The organism is Corynebacterium sp. KPL3927 (assembly GCF_040225835.1).
Lineage (GTDB): Bacteria > Actinomycetota > Actinomycetes > Mycobacteriales > Mycobacteriaceae > Corynebacterium.
Map to the genome: position 1 here is coordinate 1 of NZ_JBEHGD010000042.1, position 2471 is coordinate 2471.

Below are 2471 nucleotides of genomic sequence, written 5' to 3' on the forward strand. Positions count from 1 at the left end.
TGGCATGGTGGAAAGGTACCTCACTTCCCCAGCGAGATGCTGGTTTCAAGGTGTCCACCATCTGGGGGTCAGGTCCTTTGGTTGATGGTCTGTTTCTCCTAACGGTGCAACCGCAACAACACATTCTGTCGTTTAGACCGCGCATCGCTTAAAAAGAAGAATTCAACTGCCAAGGTTCCTATATCACCCACTGACGCCTGAATATGCAGCAACTGTTCGGATAGGCGGCAAAATACTTCCCGCCGCGAGTATTCGAACTATTCCGCCGTGGTTTAGCTACTAAACGTCACGTGCCTCGTGGTGGAAAGCAGTTCATTACTGTCACACAGGGGTAATCTGCCCTTTTACTTCTTGGCGTAGCGCATTCCTTCTATCACGTCATCATTGTCAAAGATAACGGGTTGGCCGTATTCCAGATCGGGGCCGTCATCGTATTTATGCATCAGGTAATCATTAAGCTGCTGCATATCCTTCACCGTCACCGCCTGATAAGGCATGTCGAAGGCAAGCTTCTCCAAGAATAGGTAGCCATCCTCATACGGCACGGCAACGCCGGTATGCCCGATGAAAAGCGTGGCCGGTTCTGTCAAGGTATCGTGCGAGAATACCGACACCACTCGGGCATCTGTATCCGCAAACTCGATGCCGCGGTCTTTAAAATAAGCCTTGATATCGGCAATGTGCTGTCCGGGATCTTGCTCCATGGTAGTTTCCACATTCCCATAGAAGGCCTCAAACTTGGCGCGCTCGGCTTCATCAAAGATTTGATCCGGCGCATTATCTAGGGACTGTTGGTCTAGGAACAACAAGGAGTCATTGGGGTTGTCCTGGTCATCAACGGAAAAGAGCGAATCCGCCAGGGCAAAGGTATTGATGCGGCAATTGGTACCCACATAATCCGCATGGTGATCATTCCACGCCTTTGAAATGGCCTCCACATCGTATTCTGGGTCCTGCGTCCCGTACTCCGCGAAGCCTTCGGTCACCATGCTGTCCGTCGGTACAGCAGTGTTGTATTCGTCTACCAGCTCAAAAAAGCCATCGATGCTTTGTTGTGGCACTCCGGCATCGGCAAGCGCAGTGCGGGCCACCTCTTGCGATTGCTTATCGACGAGATTGCTAATAGTCATCCCCGCCAGTAGCTGCGCCGCATCGGCATCTGCGGTCGGAATCTCCGTGTGCTGTTCGCTCGCCGCCTTTGACTGTGCGCCGGCACTGGAGGTCGACGCAGAGTCGGAACTATTCGCAGCCTGATTCGTCTCCCCACTATCTGGATTCGAGCAAGCCGCTAACAATAAACACGCTGTCACGGTAGGGACAGCCAGGTAGGAAAAGCGCATCATCACATGCTAGCGAAAAATGGCCCACACAAGATAGCCCCTCGAAAAATCGGGCAGCAAGGACTCCCAACGCATCTCGGTTCACCACTTGTTTGCTCTTTGAGGAGAAGCCACCACTATCCAATCTCCAGCATGAGCAACAAAAGTATAAATCCTTTAGCCGGAGATATCCTCATCAAACATCTTCTGATCCACCTTAATGGCAACGGCGGCTCCAGCGCCCATGGCTTGCGGCATTTGGTCTGGGGAGCTTACGACATTTCCTGCAGCCCAAATACCCTCCAGTGACGTCATCCCAGAGTCCGCTTTAACCCAACCGTGTTCTACAGCGCATCCGGCTTGCTTAAGTAGTGAGTCATTAGGAACAAATTCGGGACCGGTAAAACAAGCTTCGTATTCTTTCGTTTCCTGCCCGACGTCAAGTATTACGCCGCCATCAAAGCGTTCAGATTCTCTAACCCCTTGCACCAAATTAGGTTCAATTGTGATTCCTAGCGATTCCATAAGGCGTTTTTCTTCCTGGGAAAGCTCCAGCCCATGTGGATAGAAAGTCACTCGATCCGTCCACTTAGTGAGCAGCTTCGTTATACGGAAAGTAAATAGAGGGTTCTTCCCACCAATAACGACCAGGTTCTTATTTTTGGCCTCATAACCATGGCAATAAGGACAGTGAAAGACCCGGTTGCCCCACAACTGTTCAAGGCCAGGGGTGTCCGGCAATCTGTCAGTGATACCTGTAGCTACGATTACATGGCGCGAGTAAATGACGTCGCCGCTTTCCAATTCGGTTTTCCACCTATGCGAGTGGTCCTCAGCAGGCATAAGCGACTTCGCAGTTTCAGGGATGACCTCTCCGCCGAACGATTGAAATTCTTGGCGGCCACTTTCCAGCATTTGAATAGGCGATGCAGATTCGAATCCTAAAACTCCGTGGGAATGCTCGCTAAACCTATTGCGTGGCTGATCTGAGTCCACTAACGCGACAGACCGATTTGCGCGAGAGAGTGTCTAATGGTTTGTGTGTAGGTTCCCAACCTGCATGAGGAGATAAGCCTGAGGTTACCCTCGTTTAGTGGACACCCGATTAGTGCGGATTTTGTGTCCGTAGGAGAGGATGTTCATTGTGAGTCA

General features: G+C 51.2%; 2 protein-coding genes. Both read right to left on the reverse strand.

Features of this window, described 5'->3' with window-relative positions; translation table 11 throughout:
- Positions 1 to 344: 344 nt before the first annotated feature.
- On the reverse strand, positions 345 to 1130 hold the full coding sequence (locus ABRP86_RS11400) for a DUF4300 family protein (RefSeq protein ID WP_349864442.1): 786 nt from the start codon (positions 1128 to 1130) through the stop codon (positions 345 to 347).
- 366 nt (positions 1131 to 1496) lie between these two features.
- Complete coding sequence (locus ABRP86_RS11405) at positions 1497 to 2234, reverse strand: NAD(P)/FAD-dependent oxidoreductase (RefSeq protein ID WP_349864444.1); 738 nt, start codon at positions 2232 to 2234, stop codon at positions 1497 to 1499.
- Positions 2235 to 2471: the final 237 nt, after the last annotated feature.